The organism is Streptomyces sulphureus DSM 40104 (assembly GCF_000381025.1).
Taxonomy (GTDB): domain Bacteria; phylum Actinomycetota; class Actinomycetes; order Streptomycetales; family Streptomycetaceae; genus Streptomyces; species Streptomyces sulphureus.
Genome location: NZ_KB905819.1, coordinates 1 through 20702, shown reverse-complemented (window position 1 = coordinate 20702; position 20702 = coordinate 1). Strand labels below are relative to the sequence as shown.

Annotated in this window: 31 protein-coding genes and 1 tRNA gene; 27 read left to right on the top strand and 5 right to left on the bottom strand. The window is 70.8% G+C overall.

Annotation, left to right across the window (positions count from 1 at the left end; all coding sequences use genetic code 11):
- Window positions 1–37 precede the first annotated feature (37 nt).
- Genes F603_RS0119395 through F603_RS0119385 form a run of 3 tightly spaced genes read left to right on the top strand, consistent with a single transcriptional unit; the run spans window position 38 to window position 3032 of the window.
- A complete protein-coding gene (locus F603_RS0119395; RefSeq protein WP_019547641.1) occupies window positions 38–976 on the top strand; it encodes an ABC transporter ATP-binding protein in 939 nt (312 codons plus the stop codon).
- Window positions 973–1764 (top strand): ABC transporter permease, encoded by a 792-nt coding sequence (locus F603_RS0119390; RefSeq protein WP_019547640.1) that lies wholly within the window; start codon window positions 973–975, stop codon window positions 1762–1764. The genes F603_RS0119395 and F603_RS0119390 overlap by 4 nt, the downstream gene beginning before the upstream one ends.
- Window positions 1761–3032, top strand: a complete 1272-nt coding sequence (locus F603_RS0119385) for a DUF6895 family protein (protein WP_019547639.1) — start codon at window positions 1761–1763, stop codon at window positions 3030–3032. The genes F603_RS0119390 and F603_RS0119385 overlap by 4 nt, the downstream gene beginning before the upstream one ends.
- A 316-nt stretch (window positions 3033–3348) precedes the next feature.
- On the opposite strand, the gene F603_RS0119380 is transcribed toward F603_RS0119385, so the two are convergent.
- Window positions 3349–4026 carry a GntR family transcriptional regulator gene (locus tag F603_RS0119380; protein ID WP_019547638.1) on the bottom strand — a complete coding sequence of 226 codons (678 nt, stop codon included), beginning with the start codon at window positions 4024–4026 and terminating at the stop codon, window positions 3349–3351.
- 142 nt (window positions 4027–4168) lie between these two features.
- On the opposite strand from F603_RS0119380, the gene F603_RS0119375 reads away from it, so the two are divergent.
- The 4 genes from F603_RS0119375 to madM all read left to right on the top strand — a co-directional run bounded on the left by F603_RS0119375 (window position 4169) and on the right by madM (window position 8417).
- Window positions 4169–5554 (top strand): malonyl-CoA decarboxylase domain-containing protein, encoded by a 1386-nt coding sequence (locus F603_RS0119375; protein ID WP_019547637.1) that lies wholly within the window; start codon window positions 4169–4171, stop codon window positions 5552–5554.
- Window positions 5554–7089: an AMP-binding protein gene (locus F603_RS0119370; RefSeq protein WP_019547636.1), complete on the top strand. Its 1536-nt coding sequence runs from the start codon at window positions 5554–5556 to the stop codon at window positions 7087–7089. The genes F603_RS0119375 and F603_RS0119370 overlap by 1 nt, the downstream gene beginning before the upstream one ends.
- Window positions 7090–7249: 160 nt before the next feature.
- Window positions 7250–7651: a malonate transporter subunit MadL gene (madL, locus tag F603_RS0119365; RefSeq protein ID WP_026328559.1), complete on the top strand. Its 402-nt coding sequence runs from the start codon at window positions 7250–7252 to the stop codon at window positions 7649–7651.
- A 1-nt stretch (window position 7652) separates the two neighbouring features.
- Window positions 7653–8417 carry a malonate transporter subunit MadM gene (madM, locus tag F603_RS0119360; protein ID WP_019547634.1) on the top strand — a complete coding sequence of 255 codons (765 nt, stop codon included), beginning with the start codon at window positions 7653–7655 and terminating at the stop codon, window positions 8415–8417.
- Window positions 8418–8548: 131 nt separating this feature from the next.
- Here the strand turns inward: madM and F603_RS35150 are convergent.
- The 4 genes from F603_RS35150 to F603_RS32435 all read right to left on the bottom strand — a co-directional run bounded on the left by F603_RS35150 (window position 8549) and on the right by F603_RS32435 (window position 10826).
- Window positions 8549–8609, bottom strand: a tRNA-Gln gene (locus tag F603_RS35150).
- 151 nt (window positions 8610–8760) lie between these two features.
- On the bottom strand, window positions 8761–10056 hold the full coding sequence (locus tag F603_RS0119355; protein WP_244888908.1) for a tyrosine-type recombinase/integrase: 1296 nt from the start codon (window positions 10054–10056) through the stop codon (window positions 8761–8763).
- Window positions 10046–10288 (bottom strand): hypothetical protein, encoded by a 243-nt coding sequence (locus tag F603_RS35145; protein WP_030599278.1) that lies wholly within the window; start codon window positions 10286–10288, stop codon window positions 10046–10048. The genes F603_RS0119355 and F603_RS35145 overlap by 11 nt, the downstream gene beginning before the upstream one ends.
- A gap of 148 nt (window positions 10289–10436) precedes the next feature.
- Window positions 10437–10826, bottom strand: a complete 390-nt coding sequence (locus F603_RS32435) for a transcriptional regulator (protein WP_019547632.1) — start codon at window positions 10824–10826, stop codon at window positions 10437–10439.
- A gap of 195 nt (window positions 10827–11021) precedes the next feature.
- Between F603_RS32435 and F603_RS0119345 the strand changes: the two genes are divergently transcribed.
- The 20 genes from F603_RS0119345 to F603_RS33530 all read left to right on the top strand — a co-directional run.
- Window positions 11022–11300 (top strand): hypothetical protein, encoded by a 279-nt coding sequence (locus F603_RS0119345; protein WP_037825657.1) that lies wholly within the window; start codon window positions 11022–11024, stop codon window positions 11298–11300.
- Between the two features lie 6 nt (window positions 11301–11306).
- The gene (locus F603_RS0119340; RefSeq protein WP_019547630.1) at window positions 11307–11534 is read left to right on the top strand and encodes a hypothetical protein; all 228 of its coding nucleotides are present in this window, start codon (window positions 11307–11309) and stop codon (window positions 11532–11534) included.
- Window positions 11535–11628: 94 nt separating this feature from the next.
- Window positions 11629–11997: a hypothetical protein gene (locus tag F603_RS0119335; protein ID WP_019547629.1), complete on the top strand. Its 369-nt coding sequence runs from the start codon at window positions 11629–11631 to the stop codon at window positions 11995–11997.
- On the top strand, window positions 11997–12380 hold the full coding sequence (locus F603_RS0119330) for a hypothetical protein (RefSeq protein ID WP_019547628.1): 384 nt from the start codon (window positions 11997–11999) through the stop codon (window positions 12378–12380). Before F603_RS0119335 ends, F603_RS0119330 begins: the two co-directional genes overlap by 1 nt.
- Entirely contained in the window at window positions 12377–12952 is a 576-nt protein-coding gene (locus F603_RS0119325; protein ID WP_019547627.1) for a hypothetical protein, read from the top strand. Before F603_RS0119330 ends, F603_RS0119325 begins: the two co-directional genes overlap by 4 nt.
- An 88-nt stretch (window positions 12953–13040) precedes the next feature.
- Window positions 13041–13325, top strand: a complete 285-nt coding sequence (locus tag F603_RS32430) for a hypothetical protein (RefSeq protein ID WP_019547625.1) — start codon at window positions 13041–13043, stop codon at window positions 13323–13325.
- Window positions 13322–13567 (top strand): hypothetical protein, encoded by a 246-nt coding sequence (locus tag F603_RS0119310; protein ID WP_019547624.1) that lies wholly within the window; start codon window positions 13322–13324, stop codon window positions 13565–13567. Before F603_RS32430 ends, F603_RS0119310 begins: the two co-directional genes overlap by 4 nt.
- Window positions 13564–13857: a hypothetical protein gene (locus F603_RS0119305; RefSeq protein WP_019547623.1), complete on the top strand. Its 294-nt coding sequence runs from the start codon at window positions 13564–13566 to the stop codon at window positions 13855–13857. The genes F603_RS0119310 and F603_RS0119305 overlap by 4 nt, the downstream gene beginning before the upstream one ends.
- Complete coding sequence (locus F603_RS0119300; protein ID WP_019547622.1) at window positions 13854–14771, top strand: hypothetical protein; 918 nt, start codon at window positions 13854–13856, stop codon at window positions 14769–14771. The genes F603_RS0119305 and F603_RS0119300 overlap by 4 nt, the downstream gene beginning before the upstream one ends.
- A complete protein-coding gene (locus F603_RS0119295) occupies window positions 14771–15868 on the top strand; it encodes a recombination directionality factor (protein ID WP_019547621.1) in 1098 nt (365 codons plus the stop codon). Before F603_RS0119300 ends, F603_RS0119295 begins: the two co-directional genes overlap by 1 nt.
- On the top strand, window positions 15865–16596 hold the full coding sequence (locus tag F603_RS0119290) for a 3'-5' exonuclease (protein WP_019547620.1): 732 nt from the start codon (window positions 15865–15867) through the stop codon (window positions 16594–16596). The genes F603_RS0119295 and F603_RS0119290 overlap by 4 nt, the downstream gene beginning before the upstream one ends.
- On the top strand, window positions 16593–17222 hold the full coding sequence (locus F603_RS0119285; protein WP_019547619.1) for a hypothetical protein: 630 nt from the start codon (window positions 16593–16595) through the stop codon (window positions 17220–17222). The genes F603_RS0119290 and F603_RS0119285 overlap by 4 nt, the downstream gene beginning before the upstream one ends.
- Window positions 17219–17728, top strand: a complete 510-nt coding sequence (locus F603_RS35930) for a hypothetical protein (RefSeq protein WP_019547618.1) — start codon at window positions 17219–17221, stop codon at window positions 17726–17728. The genes F603_RS0119285 and F603_RS35930 overlap by 4 nt, the downstream gene beginning before the upstream one ends.
- Window positions 17725–17928 (top strand): hypothetical protein, encoded by a 204-nt coding sequence (locus tag F603_RS0119270; RefSeq protein ID WP_019547617.1) that lies wholly within the window; start codon window positions 17725–17727, stop codon window positions 17926–17928. Before F603_RS35930 ends, F603_RS0119270 begins: the two co-directional genes overlap by 4 nt.
- A 72-nt stretch (window positions 17929–18000) precedes the next feature.
- A complete protein-coding gene (locus F603_RS0119265; RefSeq protein ID WP_019547616.1) occupies window positions 18001–18813 on the top strand; it encodes a hypothetical protein in 813 nt (270 codons plus the stop codon).
- Between the two features lie 149 nt (window positions 18814–18962).
- Window positions 18963–19157: a hypothetical protein gene (locus F603_RS0119260; RefSeq protein ID WP_019547615.1), complete on the top strand. Its 195-nt coding sequence runs from the start codon at window positions 18963–18965 to the stop codon at window positions 19155–19157.
- Window positions 19157–19582: a hypothetical protein gene (locus tag F603_RS0119255; protein WP_019547614.1), complete on the top strand. Its 426-nt coding sequence runs from the start codon at window positions 19157–19159 to the stop codon at window positions 19580–19582. Before F603_RS0119260 ends, F603_RS0119255 begins: the two co-directional genes overlap by 1 nt.
- Window positions 19579–19779: a DUF6011 domain-containing protein gene (locus tag F603_RS36270; RefSeq protein WP_234329552.1), complete on the top strand. Its 201-nt coding sequence runs from the start codon at window positions 19579–19581 to the stop codon at window positions 19777–19779. The genes F603_RS0119255 and F603_RS36270 overlap by 4 nt, the downstream gene beginning before the upstream one ends.
- On the top strand, window positions 19779–20102 hold the full coding sequence (locus tag F603_RS0119250; protein WP_019547613.1) for a hypothetical protein: 324 nt from the start codon (window positions 19779–19781) through the stop codon (window positions 20100–20102). The genes F603_RS36270 and F603_RS0119250 overlap by 1 nt, the downstream gene beginning before the upstream one ends.
- On the top strand, window positions 20099–20702 hold a 604-nt coding region (locus F603_RS33530; protein WP_051096276.1), incomplete at its 3' end, for a hypothetical protein. The genes F603_RS0119250 and F603_RS33530, both read left to right, overlap by 4 nt.

Below are 20702 nucleotides of genomic sequence, written 5' to 3'. Positions count from 1 at the left end.
CGAGCCGGGGGTTCCGACTGGCGAGAAGGAGGAAGCAGTGGAGGCAGCACCGGCGTTCGAGGTCGCGGACCTCGTCGTCCGCTACGGGAAGGTGACAGCCGTCGCCGGTGTCTCCGTCGATTCGCCGCCGGGGCGCATCACCGCACTCCTCGGCCCCAACGGCGCGGGCAAGTCCAGTCTCCTCGGGGTCCTCTCCACGGCCTCCCGCCCCGACGCGGGCCGGGTCCGCATCTTCGGGCACGACGTCGGCGCCGCGCCGATGGCCGCACGGAGGCGGCTCGGCCTCGTCTTCCAGGAGCGCACGCTCGACAAGGAGCTTTCGGTCGAGCGCAATCTCTGGTTCCACGCCCGCCTCTTCGGGATGACGCGCTCCGACGCCCGGTCCAGGATCGCCCTCCTGCTCGGCCTCTTCGATCTCGCGGACCGCCGCCGCCAACCGGTCGAGCAGCTCTCCGGCGGCCTCTCCCGCCGGTTGGAGATCGCCCGCGCCCTGCTGCACCGCCCCGGCCTGATCATCCTCGACGAGCCCACCAACGGCCTCGACCCCAGTGCCCGCAGCACCGTGTGGACGGACCTGCTGAGGCTGCGCACCGAACTCGGCGTCACCGTCCTCTACTCCACGCACTACATGGACGAGGCCGAGTACGCCGACGAGATCGTCATCCTCCAGCAGGGCAGCGTCGTCAGGCGCGGCGGTCCGGAAGAGCTCAAGGACGGACTCGCATCCTCCCGCATCCTCGTCTCCTGCGCGGACCCCGCCGACCACGGCACCGCCGAACGGCAGTTGCGCGCAGCCGGGTTCCCCACGCTCAGCGAGGCGGGCGGCCTCGCGGTGCACTGCGCGGAACCGGAGGCGAGGATCGCCGAGGTGGTCCGCGTCCTCGATGTTCCCGGGCTCACCGTCTCAGTGCGCCACCCCTCCCTCAACGACGTCTACCTCGCCGCGGCCGGACAGGAGAGTGCGAGCCCCCGATGACCGCCACCACCGCACCGGCGCCCGCCGAGGAGACCGTCCTCTCCGTCTCGCTCCGGGCCGTCGCCGTGATCGCCCACCGTGACCTGCTGCGCCAGGTCAAACGCCCCGGGGTGCTCCTCAGCCAGGGCGTGCAGATCCTCTTCTTCGTCCTCGTCTACGCGGTCGGCTTCGACGGCATGATCGGAAGCGTGGGCGGTGTGCCGTTCAGTGCGTACGTCTTTCCCGGCATCGTCGCCATCCAGGTCGTCTCCATCGGTGTCGCCTCCGGCCAGACCTACGCCTGGGACCGGGAGTTCGGTGTGCTCAGGGAGCTCCTCGTCGCGCCCGTGCCGCGGATCTGCCTGCCGCTCGGCAAGGTCGTAGCCGGGGCCGGGATGGTCACGGTGCAGAGCGCGCTGATGCTCGCCTTCGCACCTTTGATGGGGCTGGAGCTGACACCGGTGCGGTACGCCGCCGCGGTGGGGTGCTACGCGCTCGCCGCGACCGTCTTCAGCGTCATCGGCCTCTGCCTCGCCACGGTGATCAAGCAAATGCAGACCCTCCAGGCGACGGTGCAACTCGCCATGTTTCCCATGCTCTTCCTCTCGGGCTCGGTCTTCAGCGCGGCGGACGCCCCCGTCTGGCTCGCGGCGGTGATGCACCTCAATCCGATGACGTACGCCGTGGACCTCGCCAGGCAGACCCTCCTCGGCGGGCACGGCCTGCTGGTCTGGTGGGCCGATCTCGCGGCGCTGGGTGCGATCCTTTGCGGCGTCCTCATCCTGTTGCGGACGAGGAGCGGCAAGTGACGGCGCCGCCGCACGCCTCGTGGCCGCAACTCCCTTCCCACGCGGGTTCGTTCTCGGCGCAGCGCACGGAGCGGGAATGCGCCGTCGAGGTGTTGACACGGGCTCTGAGCTGGCTGGAGCGGTATGCGGAGTGGTTTCGTCCGCAGCGGTGGGAGGAGTTGCTGCCGGCTCGGCCGTTCCGACCCGGACCGCTCCTCGAACTTCTCGCCCTCGTCCGCGTCCTCCGGCGCAGCCGCGCTCTCACCGGGGGAGAGGCGCTGGCCCGCCGAGCGCTCGATCTCGCGGAAGAGGCCGTTGCCGAGGACGAGTTCGCGACCGGTCTCCGTCGCGCCGACGCGCTGCTGCCGTACCACGTCAACCTCGTGGGCCTTCTCGGCACGCTCGGTCGGCCCCAACCGGAGTTGCACGCGGCGGCGCAGTCGCTCGTCGCGGCGGGCGCGGGCGGCCACCACCTGCCCTACAAGCCCGTACTCAACCGCCTGGAGCTCCGCTACTTCCTCGACCGCGGCGGATTCACCGCCCCACCGGCCCTCCCCACGCCGGCGGAGCTGTACGCGCAGACCCTCGCCGCGCAGTGCCCGCACGTCCTCCACCTCGACGACGACGAGACGTACGCGCTCACCCATGTCCTCTTCTACACAACGGACTTCGGCGCCACGACGGGCCCACCCGCAGCGGAGCACCACCCGGCCCGACTGCGCCAGTGCGTCCGCACGCTGCTGGGTGTGCACCTCGCCCGCGGCAGCCTCGACCTCGTCTCCGAGCTCCTCCTGTGCACAACCGCGCTCGGCGGGGCCCCCGACCCGGCCGCCGCCTCGCGGTATGCGTGGAACACCCTCCGCACCGCTCAGCGACCCGACGGCGCAGTGCCGAGTCCCGTCCACATGCCCTCCCGATGGGAGGAGTTGCGGCACAACCGCGCCGACGCGTACCTCTTCGGCACCTGCTACCACACGACGCTGGCAGCAGCTCTGGCCTCCGCCGTCCTCCTGGAGCGCCCCCGCCCACCGCAGCCGCGCACCGACACGGCGACGCCGTGCCCTCCACCGCCCGCGTCCCCTGACGCCCTCGCGTCCTGGCTCGACGACGCTCACCCCGCACGCGAACCAACGGCATTGCAGGCGTACTTGCCGTCCGTACTGGTCCTGTGCACCCGGGCCCGCGACGCCCCTCTTCTGCGCCGGGCCCTCGACGCAGCGGAGGCGGCCGGACTCGCCGCCCATCCCTTGGTCGGTGAAGCCGCGGCCCTCGCCCGCTGCCTGCGGTAACCGGCGACCGAGGCCGCGCCGGCGGGACCTGCACCGCTCAATTCCTGGAGCAAGCGAACGTCGACGATCGCAAAATCCGCCTGCCGAACGGACCAACTCCCAGCCCTACGCCCGCCTGACGCGCAAAAGCCCCAGAAAAGCCCCCACATGCCCGCCGACCAACAGACCTGACGCCCGCACCGGTTGACTGGAAGGCCGGTGAGCGCCACACCCACCGCTCACCCCACGAACCTCGCCACTGCGAACGGCTGCCCGCCGACCGAAGCCGCACCGCCCCCGCACCCCAGCGTCACGGCTCCCCCTGCGAACTCGCCCCTCACTCCACTCGCCCCACCGGCTCGGTGAGGTGCTTCCAGGTGTGCACGAGCTGGCTGAACTCCTTCACCTGCACGAGCACATGGTCCCGAGCGGCGTCCTCGGCAGCCTCCGCGTCCCCTGCCCTAATGGCCGCAGCGATCTCCCGGTGCTCCCCGAGCGAGCGGCGCATCCGATCGGGCACGCGCAACTGCAACCGCCGGTACGGCTGAAGTATTCGCTTGAGCGCCTGCGCCTGCTCGCGCAGGTACTCGTTGCCGCAGGAGTCGTAGACGACGTCGTGGAACCGGGCGTTGGCGTAGTAGTACCGGTCCGCGTCGCCGGCCGCCGCGTGTTCGGCGCACTCGTGCAGCGTGCGCGCGAGGTCGTCGAGGGCCTCCTGGGCGATACGGCGGGCGGAGAGCCGCGCCGCCATCCCCTCCAACTCGGCCATCACCTCGAAGCGTTCCCCTAGTTCGGAGACGCTCAGCTCCGTGACGTAGGTGCCCTGCTTGGGACGGATCCGGACGAGCCCGGAGCGCTGCAACGTCTGGAGCGCCTCCCGGACCGGGGTGCGGGAACAGCCGAACTCCCGCTCCAACAGGGCGGGATCGAGCCTCTCACCGGGACGGTAGCGACCGTTGATGACGGCGTTCTCGAGCGCGTCCCGCACACGTTCGGCTTCCGGTACTCGCGCCATGTGCACCTCCGAACGCCCAGGTTATCCGGCTCCCAGGGGTGGAAGATCCGACTCACGTGTTCTACGGTGCCGCAGTTATATACATCACAACCGCTGATGTATGCACAGACCTGTGCGGTCGAGGACAGGGAGAGGACCGGCGATGGAACAGCACGACGGTTGGCTGCTGGCCGACCTGTTCCAGGCTCTCGGACGACGGCGCGACGGCGCACCCGAGCCCGGCGAGCCGGACTCCGCGCTTGAACAACTCCTCGTCGCATGCGAGGTGTTGATGAGCGACGTCGGCGAGGCGTCGATGCGCGCGGTAGCAGCGCGCGCCCTCGCCGCCTACGCCGCACTCGACGACGACGGCCGACGGACCTTCTTCGCCCACGTCACCCGTACCTACGACGTCGACGCCGACCAGGTCCGCGCCGCCTTCCACCGGTGGGAGAGCGCCAGGCAGGCCGGCTTGCACGGGGAGGCCGAACTCGTCCATCTCTTCGACGTCGTCGAGCCCGCCCGCCAGCAGCTCCTCCGGCGCATGAACCACGCCCCCGACGCGACGCCCGCGCTCGTCGACATGCGCGCGGACCTGCGCCGGCTGATGCACGATCACCCCGAACTCCGCCCGCTGGACCACGACTTCCTCCACTTGCTCACCTCCTGGTTCAACCGCGGCTTCCTCCGCATGGCCGAGGTCACCACCGACTCGCCCCCCGACCTCCACGCCCACCTGCTCCAGCACGAGCGGGTCCACCCGATGGCCGACCACGAGGAGCTCAGGCGCCGCCTGCAACCGGCGGACCGCCGCATCTTCGCCTTCTTCCACCCGGCGACCGGCGACGTGCCGCTGGTCTTCGTCGAGGTCGCGCTGGTACGCGGACTGCCCCAGCACATCGCCCCGTTGCTCGACCCGGGCCCGGAGATCGACCCCGCGAGCGCGGACACCGCGGCCCTGTACTCGATCAACAACGCGCTGGACGGGCTCGCCGGCGTCTCCTTCGGCAGCTTCCTCATCAAGCAGGTCATCGAGCAGGTGGGGGAGCAACTCCCGCACCTCACGCAGTTCGCCACGCTCTCGCCGATCCCCGGGTTCCGCCGCTGGCTGCTGAAGCACGCCGAGCACGAACCCGAACTCGAACGGCTCGCCGCGGAGTTGGAGGCGTCAGCGGGAACCCGCGCCCTCACCCCGCCCGACCTGGAACGGATGCGCTCAATGCTGCTGCCGGTCCTCGCCCGGTACATCGCGCGCGAACGTCGCGAGGACGGCCGCCCCGTCGACGCGGTCGCCCGGTTCCACCTCGGCAACGGCGCCACCGCCTGGAAGCTGAACTGGCCGGCGAACACCTCGCCCGAGGCGTGGGAACAGTCGTACGGCGCGATGGTCAACTACCGCTACGAACCGGACCGGTTGGAGCGTCAGCACGAGGACTTCGTCCGCCGCCGCACGGTCGCGCTCGGCGGCCCGTTGCAGGACGTCCTCCCGGAGACCGAGCCCCCGCGACCCCACGCGTCAGAACCGGGGAGCGAGAAAGGAACGCCCTGATGTCACCCTTCACCACCATCCACCGGTCCTTCGTCGAACAGGCGGAACGGCGGCCGGACAAGGCACTCTTCGAGCTGCCCGACGGGCGGGGCGTCACCTACCGCAAGACCGCGGAGACGGTCCAGCGCATAGCGGCCCGACTCGTCGCCGACGGCGTCGCGCCGGGGGACCGAGTCGCGGCCCAGGTGCACAAGTCGCCGGAGGCGATCGCACTGTATCTGGCCACCCTGCAGGTGGGCGGTGTCTTCCTGCCCCTCAACACCGCTTACACCGGCAACGAGACCGGGTACTTCCTCGGCGACGCCCAACCCCGCGTGCTGGTGTGCGCCCCGGAGCGCGAGACGGAGCACACCCGGCGTGCACAAGAGGGCCTCGTCATCGAGACACTGGGCGTCTCCGGCGACGGCAGCCTCCTCGACGACGACGCCCGCCGTACGGAGACGTACGAGGCATCGGCCGACGACCCCGCAGCGATCCTCTACACCTCGGGCACCACCGGGCGCTCCAAGGGAGCCGTGCTCACCCACGGCAACCTCGCCGCCAACTGCCGTGCGCTGCTCGACTCCTGGCGGTTCACCGCCGACGACCGCCTCATCCACGCCCTGCCGATCTTCCACATCCACGGGCTCTTCGTCGCCGCGAACATGGCCCTCACGGCCGGTGCCTCCCTGCACTACCTGCCGAAGTTCGACGCCGACGCGATCGTCGACCTGCTGCCCCGGGCCACGGTGCTGATGGGCGTACCCACCTTCTACACCCGTCTGCTCAAGCACCCGGGGCTCACCGCGGAGACCTGCGCCGGAATGCGGCTCTTCGTCTCCGGTTCCGCGCCCCTCCTCGCCGGCGACCACGAGAGCTTCGCGACCCGTACCGGCCACGCGATCCTCGAGCGGTACGGCATGACCGAGACGGGAATGAACACCACCAACCCGTACGAGGGCGGGCCGCGCAAGCCCGGCACCGTCGGCAAGCCGCTCCCCGGCACGGAGATCCGCGTGGTGGACGCCGAGAGCGGAGAGCCGCTGCCCGACGGCGAAGTGGGCAGCATCGAGGTCCGCGGCCCGAACGTCTTCACCGGTTACTGGCGCCTCCCCGAGAAGACCGCCGCCGAGTTCCGCGCGGACGGCTTCTTCGTCACCGGCGACCTCGGCCGCATCGACGAGGACGGCTACCTGTGCCTCGTCGGCCGCGGCAAGGACCTGGTGATCACCGGGGGATACAACGTCTACCCCAAGGAGATCGAGGAGTTGCTCGACGCCCATCCCGAGGTGGTGGAGTCCGCCGTGATCGGCGTGCCCCACCCGGACTTCGGCGAGACGGTCGTCGCCGTCGTCGTCCCCACGCCCGGTGCGCAGCCCGCCGCCGAGGAACTTCGCGAGTTCGTCGCCGGCGACCTGGCGCGGTTCAAGCATCCGCGGGCGGTACGCGTCGTCGAAGCACTGCCGCGCAACGTCATGGGCAAGGTGCAGAAGGCCGAACTGCGCAAGCGCTACGAATCCCTGTTCACGCCCCCGGCGTCCCCTGCGGACACCTGACCCGGCGAGCGGAACGGCACGACGTCGGGGACGCGACCTCCCCACGGACAGCAGGACACCGCTCACGCCCCCACGAGGGAGACGCGAGCGAGGCGAAGAACAAGCAGAACCGGGCCTCGTGGGCCCTCATCCTCTGAAGTCTCTCAGTGTGGAGAAGACGATGGTTCTCTATGGAGTGGCAGCGCTCGCGGTGTGCATGCTGGCGGGCACGCTCGTCGGCGAAGTGCTCGGTATCGCCGTCGGGGTCGACGCCAACGTGGGCGGAGTCGGCTTCGCCATGATCATGCTGGTGCTCGTCTCCCACTGGCTCCGCGGCAGAGGCAAGTTCCCCGAGCCGACCGAGCAGGGGGTGCTCTTCTGGTCGGCGATGTACATCCCGATCGTCGTCGCCATGGCCGCAACCCAGGACGTGGCCGGCGCGATCGCCGGCGGGCCGATGGCGATCCTCGCCGGGCTCGGCGCCGTCGTGGCCGGAGCGGCGCTCGTACCGGTACTGGCGCGAATAGGCAGCCCGGCCGAGCCGCTGCCGCCGCAGGACGCCGACGAGAAGCAGGAGGTCTGAGGTGGACACGCTCGTCTCCGTCTTCGAGGAGAACGACCTGGTCGTGGCCTTCGCACTCGTCGGCGGCCTGATGCTGGTCTCCGGTTGGCTGTCGAAGAAGCTGAGCCGCGGTCGTCTGCACGGCTCCGCCGTCGCCATCCTGCTCGGCCTGGTACTCGCCTACTGGGGCGGCACCGTGACGGGCGGCGAGAAAGGGATCGCCGACTTCGCCGTCTTCTCCGGGCTCGGCCTGATGGGCGGCGCGATGCTGCGGGACTTCGCCATCGTCTCCACCGCGTACGGCGTCGACCTCAAGGAGATCAAGCGGGCCGGACTCTCCGGCGCGCTGTCGATCGTGCTGGGCGTGGTGCTCTCGTTCGTCGTCGGCGTGGTCATCGCCGCCCTCTTCGGCTACACGGACGCCGCGTCCCTGGCGACGATCGGCTCCGGGGCCGCCACCTACATCGTCGGCCCCGTGACCGGTACGGCAGTGGGGGCGAGCTCGGACGTGATAGCGCTGTCCGTCGCCGCGGGACTGGTGAAGTCCGTGGTGGTGATGGTCGGAACGCCACTGATCGCCCCGCTCATCGGCCTGAACAACCCGAAGTCGGCGATGGCCTTCGGCGGCCTGCTGGGCACCACCTCGGGGGTGGCCGGCGGCCTGGCGGCCACCGACAAGCGCCTGGTCCCCTACGGCGCCATGACGGCCACCTTCTACACGGGCATCGGCTGCCTCCTCGGCCCGTCGCTGCTGTACGTGACGCTCCGCGCGGTCGTCGGCGGCTGATCCCGCGGGCCGTGCCCTCCGTACCGTTCACCGAGTCGCGGAAGCATCCGGCACTCCGGGACGGCGGCGCCGCGACGAGCGCAAAGAGCCCCTCGACCTGCGTTCCCGCAGACCGAGGGGCTCTTCCGGTGTGGAGCCTAGGGGAGTCGAACCCCTGACATCTGCCATGCAAAGTCAGATGTACCGCCCGGCGAGTTTCGCCGAGCCACTCCGAGGCGTTCCGAGTGCTGGTCAGCGGCAGCCCTCTTGATCAACATCTGCTCTTACCGAGAGAAAAAGAGGGGCAGCGAGGGACGCCGAGGGGGGTTTGTGGACTCCATGTGGACTCTGTCCCTTCCCGGCCTCATGAGACGGCCCGCAGGTGGCGGCCACCGGCGAGTGCCTTGCGAGCGTTCTCGACAGCTTCCTCGCCGCGGTGGGTGTACAGCCACGTGACCTTGCCGCCGCGGTCGTGCCCGAGGATGTACTGCACGTCGACCTCGGACAGCCCTTGCGCGTGCAACCGCGAGGCGTACGCGTCCCGGTAATCCGAGACCCTCGGCCACCACTCCTTGCGGCCGGTCTCGGGGTTCTTCACCTCACGCGCGATGCCGGCCTCTTGGATGGCAGGAACCCACACCCGTCGGAAGTTGTTCCTGCTCAGCACACCCTCGACCTCGACCGCCCGGCCGTTGACCGTCTTGGTCGTTCCGGCGAGCGGCCCTCGGAAGATCAGCTCTTCGGAGTGCATGCCATCCTCGATGGCCGTCACCGTGTACGCCGGGTCGAGCCGGTCCACCATGGCCAGGGCTGCATTCTTCGCCTTCTGCGTCAACGGCACCGTGCGGAATCCCGCCACGGTCTTGGGGATGCCCTGCCGACGCAGCACGCCGCGGTCGTCGATGACCACTTCCCTCACCTTGACCGTGTCAGTGGCCAGGTCGAGGAACGCTCGGCGGGTGCCGATGGCCTCGCCCCACCTCAAGCCCGTGTCCTCCAACCAGTCGACGATCGGGCGGTACCAGACCGGTAGTTGGGCCCTCACCAGCGCGTACTGCTCCAGCGTAGGAGGCCGCAAATCATCTGGGTGCTTGGTCGGCGGACTCGCCGTCTTGGTGACGTCGGCGCACGGGTTGTTCGTGATCCGCTGATCGCGTACGGCGTCCCGCAGGAGCATGTTCAACAGCTCCAGGACCTTGGTCTGCGTCGCGTACCCCTTCAGCTCTTGGGCGACCCATGTCTGAAGCTCAAGGTACGTGAGGCTGTTGAGCTTCCGCCGCCCCCACTTGGGCTGTATGTGCACCGTCCAAGACGACAGCTTGCGGTTCTTCGTCGTGGTGCGTGACGGCTCGTGCGACGGCCACCACTCGGCCCACCACTTTTCGACCGTGATCTCGCCGCGCTTCGGGTCGAGGTACGTTCCCTGTCGGACAGCACCGCGGACCTTGTCGAGGAACGCGTCGGCCTCTTTCTTCCTGGGGAAGTTCTTCGCCTTCTGCTTGTCGTCAGCGTCCCGGTATCGGGCCTGCCACGAGCCGATGCAGTCGCGGCGCTTACGGCGCTCGCCGTGCTGCTCGGGCGGGTACGCCTCCATGCACGGCGCACAGCCGCACGACTTCGACCTGAGCTGTCGGGGGTTGTTGGTGGGTCTACGTGCCATGTGCCATCACCTCTGGGGTGCGTCGCTGGAGTGGTATGCGGACCTCGTCGGTGACGGGTGCTCCGCACCAGCAGACTGCACCGAACTCGGGCTGCAAGACGCCGAGTTCGCGAAGGACGGCCCGTATTGCTATGAGTGCTCGGGCTGCGTCGAGCGCCGCGGGGATGGTGATGGTGTTGTGTCCGTCCCAGGGGTTGGTGACGGACGGTGCGCGGCGTACTCGGATGCACATGAGGCCCCCAAGTCCTGTGTGGCGGGCAGAAGTTGAAAAGCCGCAGGGGGGAGGGGGAACGGCATGTGGGTGATCGTACAGCGGTCAATCAGTTGTGAACAGAGTGTAAAGAGTTACCGCTGCGCTAATCACGCTTTGTGACGCCCAGTCAGTTGACGTCGCCCGCCTGGCGATTGGCGTCCGCAAGGGCCTTGAGCTCGATTTCCTTGATCCGCTGCTGTTCTTCCGTCAGCTCCTCGAAGAGTGCGAGGAGACGCTCCTTCGCGTCGGGCGAGAGCGGTCCGGGGGTTCGTCGGCCGGCGGCGGCGAACACTCGATCTTCGGGGATCGCGTACTCGGCGGCGAGACGCTGGAGGGCCGCCCGGTTGGGGCCGCGCCCCGCGCCCCGCGTGCCGCGGACCCACGAGTTGACCGTCGCTGGCGAGACGCCGATCCGGCGGGAGATGGCGGAGTCGGAGGAGTCGCGAGTCGTGTCCTTGATCCACTGGATCAGGGAGGACAGGTCTTCGGTCTCGGGCGGGGGGGCGGCGGCGTTCACACCGCAAGGATGCCGCTCACCTTCTACTTTCCACAAGTGTAAGTAGAAAGCTGGCTCGATTTGTCGCTTTAGTGACCAGGACCCTCGGCCCTCTCGGCCTGACTCGGGGCCGCTCCCCTTGACTACCTACTACTGCCACTGTAGAAATGTGTCAGTGCACCAACGGCGCACTACCGCACCGACGCAGAGGTGATCGTGACCAAGCTGATCAGGAAGAGCGCAGGTGAGCCCCTGCGCGAGGCCATGCGACAGGCCGGACTCAGCGGCCCGGCACTCGCCGACCGCACACGAGTCGTCGACGCCACCGGGAGAGGGATCTCCTCGGCCACAGTCGGCAAGGTCGCCGGCCGCGGCGCGTCCGCTGGCGACCGAGTGCGGCTACGCACGGCCTGGCTGATCGCCGAAGTGCTCGACCAGCCCATGCATCGCCTCTTCGTCATGCCCGCAGTTTCTACCGACACAGTAGAAAGGTAAAGGCCAATGGCCACTCTCGCCGACCGAACGGCGGCCCTCCGCGAGGCAGGGCTTACCCCCTTGCTGAAGCAGTCCGAGGTGGAGGCGTACTTCGGCGTCTCGGACTGGACGGTCAACCAGTGGGTCTCGCGCGGCTGCCCCGTCGAGCCGACGCCGTTCCGCGGCAGGCGCTTCGAACTGGAGCGCGTGAAGGCGTGGATCTCTGAGACCGCCGCCGCGGACGCCGCCGCCTGACCGCTCCTCAGTGGTCGGGGCCGCCCCCGGCTGGCACCCGGCGAACGGCCCCTAGCCCACACCCATCACAGAACTCACGAACAGGAGTGGACCTGTGTCCATGATCCCGTACCTAGACGGTGACCTCGTCACGGACCCGAGGCAGCAGCTCGGCCCCGCGATGGCGCTCGTGCAGCTCCTCAGCGAGCACCCCGAACTGCCGATGGCCTCATGGGACGTTGGCCAGCACTTCGCCCGGCTGGAGGGCACCCTCCACGGACCGTCCGCCCTGGAAGAACTCAGCCGGTACGCGGACGTCATCGGGGGAGAGACCGAGACCGAGGGCGAGTTCGTCACGGTCGGAGTCGCGTACCGCACCCACCGGCTCGCGACCCGGTGGCGCGACGTGCCCGTGCACGTCCGCGCACTCATCAAGGCCACCCACCACCCCGTTCCGGCCCTGGTCTCGGGGGGTGCGCGCTGATGAGCAGCAGTCGCATGCCCGTGACGGGTCCGTTCCGCATCTATGTGGACTCGACGCCTACCGGGGTCAAGCTCGACGTCTCGCACTACCTGCACGCGGTGTTGCTGTCCCTCGCGGAGGCCGCGGCCGAGGACCCGGAGGGGCTCGCCGACGAGCTGGCGGCCCTGGGAGAGCTGTCGCAGGCCGCCGCGCACCAGGGGCCGGACTCGCACGCCGTGCACGAGCGCGACGCCCGCGCCGACGCGCTGGTCGCGCAGTTCGCCGACGAGGGGACGCTCCCGGTGTACGGCGCCCAGGTCGGCGCGCTCGCGGAAAGCCTGCGCAAGCTGACGGTGCCGCGTCCGATGCCGGGGCAGCCCGCCGAGGGTGGTGCTGCCGCGTGAGCGCCGAGCAGGAGATCCGCACCGTCGCGAACACGATCGCGGCTGCGGCACTGGGCTGGAACAGCACGGGCCGGAAGCCGTCCGAGCTGTACCACGCGATGGCCGAGCGGCTGCACGACGCCGGGCTGATCGGCTCGCCCGAGCGCGCGGCCGAGGCCCGCGCCGAGGGCCTGTGCTCCGCCGCCGACCACATCGACGCAGCCGTGATCCCCCGTCCCGTCGATGAGGCGGAAGAGCACATGAACGGCGTGCTGAGCGGCCTCTCGGAGGAGCTGCGCGAGCTGGCCGAGGAGGACGGCGCCGGACGGGCTGTCTACCTCGCCGTGCACGAGTCGGGCATCCGGCTGGGCACCTACACCAACCGGCGGGCCGCACAGCAGCACTGCGAGGCGCTCGTCCGGCGGGAGTCGGGCTCGTCCCTGTCGCTGGAGTGGCTGGCGGACGACGAGGACGACCCGGCTGTGTGGGAGCTGCTGACCTACGAGGACGGCGCCCCGGCCGAGACGGAGACCGGCTACCGGGTGTCGGCCGTCGACGTCGCCTCTTCGTACGACGAGGGGGCCGACGAGTGAGCGTCTTGATGATCGTGTGCGCGTCCGCTGCGGTCTTCGGCGTACTGGCTGTGCTGGTCGTCGTCCTGGTGGGCGGGGGTGAGCAGCGATGAGCCCCGAGCAGCGTGCCGCGCTCACCGAGCAGTTGGGCAACACCAGCCCCGCGACCGACAGCTTGCTGGACGCCTTCGCCGAGTCGATCACGAACATGCGCGAGCACGACCACAGCACGCAGCGCGAGGACTGGCACTGCCTGAACCTCGCCGCGTACATGGGCGAGCGGATGGCCCCGGTCCTGCGTCGCCTGCTCGACGCCGAGGCGGAAGTCGAGCTGCTCCGCGGCGAGTTGGCGTCCCGCCCGTCTCGCGCCGCCGAGCGGGGTGACGCGGGATGACGAACTGGAATCAAGGTCTGACCGGCCAATCCAAGCCCGGCCGCACCGTCCAGCCCCCCGGCGGCTGCACCGCCGACCGCTGCGGCCACGAGTACACCGGCCGCGCCCCCAACGGCATGACCCGCGTACGAGTCGACGGCTCCCGCGAGCCCGAGCGCACCTACTGCAAAGGCTGGTGCGCCGCGTACGGCCAGGCCCTCGCCGAGATCCGCACACTGCCCGAACCGGAGGCCGCCCAATGACCGGACCCGAGCACTTCCGCGAGGCCGAGCGCCTCGCTGACATGGCGCACCACTACACCTACGGCGACGGCGCCGACTCGGTCACCGGGGCCGCGCTCGCCGCGGAGGCGCAGGTGCACGCCACCCTCGCCCTCGCCGTAGCGGCCTCCGTAGCAGCCATACCGCGGGGCAAGGTCCTGGCCGACCAGTGCCGGACCGCCGAGCCCGCGCACGGCCGCCAGTGCCTCAAGGCCGACGGTCACAGCGACGGTCACGACTTCGGCTTCGGGTACGGCGGTGATGCCGCGTGACGAACACCGCGCTGGCCGGGGCTTCGGCCCCGGCCGCCGGCCGCCGCTCCACCAAGAGCGCGCCGACCGGCTCCGACCGCATCCCCCGCCGCTCCCAGGGCTGGTACCGGGACCCGCTCGACTCCAAGGTCAAGTTGCGTTCGGTCACCACCATCCTGTCGCAGGGCATGCCCAAGGAAGCGTTGGTCTTCTGGGCGGGGAACCTGACCGCCGAGACCGCGCTGGACAACCTCCCCTACCTCGTCCGGGCCTCGCTGCGGCCGGAGGACCGTGCGGAGGCGTACGACTGGCTGCGCCGGGCCCACACCCGCAAGAAGGACGCTCGCGCTGACATCGGCTCCGCCGTGCACACCGTCATCGAGGCGCACGTCCTGGGCCAGCCGATTCCGGCCGAGCTGCTGGAAGACGACGAAATCGCCCCGTACCTGTCGCACTTCCTCCGCTTCGTTGAGGAGTGGCAGGTCACATTCGAGGCGTCGGAGATGGTCATCGCCAACTACCGCGAGGGCTACGCCGGGACGCTCGACTACCTGCTGCGATCCCCGCTGATCAGTGCCGCGCTCAAGGCCCCGGCGGATGCCGTGTTCATGGGCGACACCAAGACCGGCGGTGAGCTGGACGTCAAGGGCGTCTACGCCGAAGCCGGGTTGCAGATGTCCGCCTACGCGCACGCCGAGATCGGGTGGCTGCGGGACGGCACGAAGGTGCCGCTGCCCAAGGTCCACGACACCGGGATCGTGCTGCACCTGCGGCCCGAGGGCTACCGGCCCGTGCCCGTTGCCTGCGGGGATCGCGAGTTCGCCGCGTTCCTCCACGCGCGGGACATCGCCGAGTTCCAGCGCACCACCGCCAAGGGCGTCGTCGGAGACGCCCTCACCCTGCCGACCACCAGCCACGAGGAGAGGGCTGCCTGATGCCGATTCTCGACCTGCAACAGCGCACCCGCGAGCTGGGACGCATCCGTATCGGCGTCACCGCACCGACCCAGTCCGGCAAGACCCGCCCGGCCAAGCTGGACCGGTTCCGCTTCACCTCCGCGTCCCGGCCGCTGCTGGAGAAGGTCGCCGCCCTGTACGGCGGCACCGTGGCGGACTGGACCCCCGCCAACGGCGGTCCCGCCGCCCACGAGGTCATCACCGACGCCCGCCGGGTGCCGATCCTCGTCCCGCCGCAGCCCGTCTCCCAGTACTACGAGCTGTGGTCCGGCGGCGGCTGCCAACGCCGCTGCGACGGAATCACCGAACTCCTCACTGACCGGGCGTGCCCGTGCGGCCCGGACCCCGAGCGCCGCGAGTGCAAGCCCACCACCCGCCTCAACGTCGTACTCCGCGACGTTCCCGGCGTCGGAGTGTGGCGGCTGGAGTCCCACGGCTACTACGCCGCCGTCGAACTCCCCGGCGTCGCCGAGCTGCTGGCCAAGGCCGGCGGCTACGTCGAGGCGTACCTCGGGCTGGAGGAGCGCACCGCGAAGCGGGACGGGCAGACGCGGCGGTGGATGGTGCCGACGATTGACATCGACATCGCGCCGTCCGCGCTGATGGCCGGGCAGACCAGCACGGCTGCCGTGGCGACCGCCCCAGAGCGTGCCGCGCTGGAGGCGCCGCGTCCGGACTACGTGGCGCTCGCTGAGGCTGCCACGACGGCGGACGCCGTGGGCGAGCTGTGGACGCAGGCGGTGCAGGCCGGGCACATGGACGACCAGATCGCTGCCGCTCTGCGAGCCCGGGGCGAGGCCCTGAGGCAGGAGGCGCACGGCTCGGGCCCGCAGGAGCAGGGTTCCGAGTCGGCCCCGGAGTTGGTGGAGGCCGAGATCGTCCCGGACGACGAGACGCCCGACGAGGTGCCCGAAGACGTGTGGTTCGACATCATCGCCGCCGCCGGGAAGCACGGATGGTCCACGGCCGAGGTCGAGCAGCGGTTCGCGCAGGCCAACGACGGACTGCACCCGTCTACCGCCAGCGTCAAGCGGCTGCGGTCCTTCCTCGCTGACTTGAAGGGGGGTCGGGCATGAGCTGGCACACGGGCCGCATGTGCGGCTTCGACCTGGAGACCACTGGCACCGACGTCGAAACAGACCGCATCGTCACGGCCTGCGTCGTCCAGTGCGGCGGCGGGCTTCCCACCCAGTCGGCGACGTGGCTCGCCGACCCCGGCGTGGAGATCCCCGAAGGTGCCGCCGCCGTGCACGGCATCACCACCGAGCGGGCCCGCGCCGAGGGACAGCCCGCGGGCGAGGTGGTCCAACAGATCGTCGCCGCCCTCTCCCAAGTCGTCCTCGCCGGTATCCCCCTCGTGGCCATGAACGCACAGTTCGACCTGACCCTGCTCGACCGAGAAGCTCGCCGCCACCGCGTGCAGCCCCTCACCGACATCGGGGGCGAACTGCTGCGGGTCATCGATCCGCGCGTGCTGGACAAGAAGATCGACCGATACAGGCGCGGCGGCCGGAAGCTTGAAGACCTCTGCCGCCACTACGGCGTGACGCTCAACGGGGCGCACAGCTCGGATGCCGACGCCATCGCCGCCTGCCGCGTCGCCTGGCGCATCGCCCAGCGGGAACCGGCCCTGGCCGACGCCGAGCTGTCGTTCCTGCACGAGAAGCAGGTGGCATGGGCCCGGGACCAGGCCGAGGGACTGGCCGCCTACTTCCGGCGGACCCCCGGCAAGGAGCACCAGGCCGATGCCGTCCGCACCGACTGGCCGCTCATCCCGGCTCCCCGCGACGGAGACGACCGGTGAACGTCGACCTCTTCGAGCTGGACCCTGCCGCCCCGGCCACCCGGCCGGGCGCGGCGGGGCCCCGCCCCCTCGTCATCGGCATCGACCCCTCCCTCACCTCCACTGGCATCGCCGGAGCCGACTGGGCCGACGCCCTCCGCCCCAAGCGGCTGACCGGGCACCGCCGGTTCGGGTGGCTTCTGGCCGAGATCAAGGACCGCATCAAGGCCGCCGACATGGTGGTGATCGAAGGCCCGGCGTACGGGCAGCAGTTGCAGGCCGGGCACCACGAACGGGCCGGCCTGTGGTGGGGCATCACCCACGCCCTGTGGACCCGCGGCATCCCTTACGCCGTCGCCACCCCGCACAGCCGCGCCATCTACGCCACCGGCCGCGCCAACCCGGCGCAGCAGGAGCCCAAGACCCGTCGGGCGCGGATCACCAAGGGCATGGTGCACACCTTCGCCGTCGAGCAGCTCGGCGTCCGGTGCGAGGGACCCGGCCGCTACGACGAGGCCGACGCCGCAGTCATGGCCGCCATGGGCCTGGACTGGCTCGGCCACCCCACCGTGCCCGTCCCCCAGAAACAGCGCCGCGCGCTGGACGGCATCGCCTGGCCCGACACCCTCCCGGCGGCAGCACGATGACCAGCCACGAAAGCGCCCACGCACCCGGCACCCCCGCCACATGCGGTCACTGGCTCGGCGCCGAGCACCGCCACTGCGGCACCAAGACCGTGCGCCTGTACGGAACCGGACTCCGATGCCCCGCGCACACCCCCGCGGCCCTCGCCGGACGCCCCGAGCCCGACCCCGGGCCGGGCATGCCCGCCGGCGCCTGGACCACGGTTTCCCCGCTCGGCACCAGTGCGCTGATCGACGCCCGCGCCGTCGCCTCCGGGAAGCGCCGCAGTTCGCCGCACGTCTACCGCGCGGCCCAGGCCGCCGTCAGCGCGGCCCCCGCGGTCACGGACCTCCGCGTCGACCTCGGCGAGCAGGACGCCCACGGCCGCTGGGTCCGCTACCCGAGCGCCGACTACCAGTGCCCGCACTGCGGCTGGACCGACAGCGCGTCCGGGGACGCCGTCCCGCGCTTCGCCGCCACCATCCGCGACACCCACCGCCCCCACTGCCCGAACAGGAGCACCGTATGAACCCCACCACCTCCATGGCCGCGATCGACGGCCGCGACGCCCTCGCCTTCGTCATCGTCCGCCCAGGCTCGGCCGACGGTTCCGTGTCCATCGAGGCCGCAGCCAACGGCATGAGCAAGGCCGCCGCCGCGCACGTCCTGCGGCACGTCGCCGAACAGTTCGAGAAGGACGCCGCAGCCGAGCAGCCCGGCCGCGAGTAGCCGCCGCGGGGCCGTCCACGCGGCGGCCCCGCTCTCCTCCCTCCCCACCCAGCACGACCGAGCCGAGGACACGTGAGCACAGACGAGCAGCAGCGCAGCGGCAGCGTTCCGCACGCCTACGGCAACGCCCTGGCGTGGCGCTGGTCGCGCGAGATGCCCGTGAAGCTGCGCCGCAGCATCCTCACGCTGCTCTACGCGCTCCGCTCCATGGCCTCCGCCTCCGGCGAACTCCGCTTCGCCGACGGGAAGCCCATCCGCATCCAGGACATCGCCCGCGCGGCCGGTGCGGACGAGAAGGATTGCCGCCGCTACCTGCGCGCGGCCATCGCCGCCGGGGTCGTCGCCGTCAAGGGTGAGCAGAAGCGCGGCAAGGCCACCTTGTACGTCCTCGTCCTCAACCCGATGCCCGACTGGGCGGCCGGAGAGCAGGCCCTCGCCGGCTCCCGTAGGGCGCCGGGGAAGGCCCCGGCGCCCTGGACGGACGACCCCGAGAGTTCGGGGGACCGCGACCCGAACCAGTTCGGGGGACCGCGACCTGAACTTACCGGCGGTACGACAGAAGAAGTTCGGGGGACCGCGCCCCGTTGGAGTTCGGGGGACCGCGACCCGATTGGTTCGGGGGACCGCGACCCGAACAACCCAGGGATAGCCAAGGAACTACCCCATGACGTGGTTGAGGAGGACTCCCAACCTCACGTGGATCGGGGTCCCGAACAACAACCCGATCCCCACGACAACCCCCCAACCACCGAAGCCGACCCGCGCCAGCCGCGCCAGCCGCTCGGCTTCGCCCGCTGCACCACCTGCGGCGACCGCATGGTCCCCCGACCCGGCCGCACCACCCACACCCACTGCCTCCCCACCCACCACCAGCAAGCCTCATGACACAACCACCCCACCAACCACCCCACACAGCCGCCACACGCCCCCACAGCCCACACACGCCCCCCGCGACCGCCACCACCGAGAACGCCCCGCAGAACGCCACACAGCCCCTCGAACCACCAGCCCCGCGAACCGCAAGGAGGCGCCCCGTGATCCGCATCGACCTCGCCGACATCCGCGCCGCTGACCGCCTCGTTGAGGCGCTCTACGTCGCCGCCGGCGTCAAAGCCGGAACCCACCGCGCCACCCACTGGCAACAGCTCGCCGGCGAACTCGAACGCGCCCTCGACGCCCTGCCACCCCAGCCGCTCCGCCCCGTCACCACCACGATGGAGGCCGCCTGATGGCCACTCAGCACCACGCTGTGTCCGTCGCCGAGCGCCTGGCCGCCCTCGACCGCGACGCCACCCTCGCCGACATCGCGGCCCGCGCGACCGAGTGGGATCGGCACCTCGTCCTCCAGGCCGTGGTCGCCGTCGCCCGGGAGCACGGCGAGTTCTCCGCGAACCTGATGCGCGAGCACCTGCCCGAGCTGGCACACGGGTTCCTCGGCGCGGCGATATCCGCACTCCACAACACCGGCGTGATCGAGCCGACCGGGGTATGGGTGCCGTCCACCTCGCGGGCGACGAAGGGCCACAGGATCGCCGTCTGGCGGCTGACGGCGCGCGGCTGGCGCCTGGCTCGGCGCGCGCCCGAGGCCCCGCCGAAGCGTGTCCGCCGTGTCCGGACGCGTCCGGACAGCCAGCTTGATCTGTTCGCCGCATGACCGCCCGCCGCTGCGCCGGATGCGGCCGGGCCCTCCGCGACCCCGTATCGCGCGCCGCGGGCCTCGGTCCGGTCTGCCGCCGCGCACTCCAACCCCCAACGGCTGTGCGTTCCGCGGCTGTTGACCGGCCGCCGGTGCGCCACGTGCCCGGCCAGACCGAACTCCCGCTCACCACCGACCAACAGGAGACCCACTGATGCCCGACCAGACGACCACGCTTGTCGCCTTCGTGGACCCCCAGCCGCCGCGCTTCCACCACGCCGACGTGGACGGCGACCGGCTCCTGATCACCACCGCCGACATTCCCGAGCAGGGGCGCGGCGTGCACTTCCGCACCGACGCGCCCGGCAGCAGCGTGCCCCTCGACAAGATCCCCGAACTCCTCGCCGCGTTGCAGGAGATCGCGACCTGCCCGGCGTGCGAGGCACCACCGCTGGAGTGGTGCATCGGCTGCGGACGGTGCCGCTGCGACCGTCACGACGAGTGCACCCGCCCCGTCGCCGAGGAGCCGACCCGATGACCGAGCCCAACGCCCCCACCGGGAACGCTCGGCAGCAGCCGACCGCGAGCACCATCACGGACGCCGAACTCGACGCCCTCTACGCCGAGCGCGACGAACTGCTCATCGAACTGGACGGCCGCGACGCCGAGGCGCGCGAGCGCTGGGTCCAGAAGCAGATGGACGAAACCGGCCTGAGGTCCATGGACTTCCGCCGCGGCGTGACCATGGAAATCGAGCCCGCGCGTGAACTGCTGGCCCACTGGGTCGGCGCAGCGCGCGCCATGCTCGGCGACGCCCCCAACTACACCGAGACCATCGCCATGGACGTCAAGGTCGCCGAATCGCCCGAGAGATACACCTTGGTCGTCCAGCGGGTCGCCCCCGACGCACTCACCCCGCACCAGGCCCGGCGGCTCGCCGAGGAAGAACGCGACGGCGCGTACCAGGAGCGCGCTCAACTCCTCGCCTGGCTCGCCGCCCTCGCACCCGCCGTCCTCGCACCAGCGACCGACGTGGACGAGCCCGGCTGGCACCTGCTCTACCTCACCACCCCCGCCGGGCAACTCTCCTGGCACATCCACCCGCGCGACCTCGCGTACTTCGAGCACGTCGAGCGCG